Annotated in this window: 1 protein-coding gene; it reads left to right on the top strand. The window is 67.4% G+C overall.

The window, feature by feature from the left end:
- On the top strand, positions 1-432 hold a 432-nt coding region (locus tag ACTQ48_RS11585), incomplete at both ends, for a hypothetical protein (RefSeq protein ID WP_441571084.1).

The raw sequence follows: 432 nt of genomic DNA, 5'->3' as shown, positions 1-432 counted from the left end.
GACCAGACCACCAACACAGAGGGGCTGGCTGCGTCGGCGATGGTGCAGGTGTCGCACTACCGGCGTGGCCTCGACGGGCTCGTCGGCAAGGACCGCGACCCGGACCCGTGGCGACCGTCCCCGCTCCTGTCGTGGGAGCAGTACCAGCAGCGCACCGACACCCACACCACCCAAACATCCACCCAGGAGGATGACATGCCCTACACCAAGGACGAACTCAAGCGGATCGTGACCGAGGCGCTGAGCGCCTACGACTGGCAGCCGCTCCAGAAGGGGTCCGACAACCCGCTCGTCGCCAGCTCACGCAACAACAACCAGATCTGGGCCAGCATCAACAGCCAGGAGACGCTGCGGCTGGTGCGGGAGCTCGCCAAGCGTCAGGGCGTGGTCGTCGATGAGCAGGCGATCGCCCGCTCGGTGCTCGCCGGACTC

Origin of the sequence: Collinsella sp. Sow4_E3, from assembly GCF_052116285.1 — a bacterium.
GTDB lineage: Bacteria > Actinomycetota > Coriobacteriia > Coriobacteriales > Coriobacteriaceae > Collinsella.
Note: the sequence above shows the minus strand (reverse complement) of the source record. Positions and strands in the feature narration are given on the sequence as shown.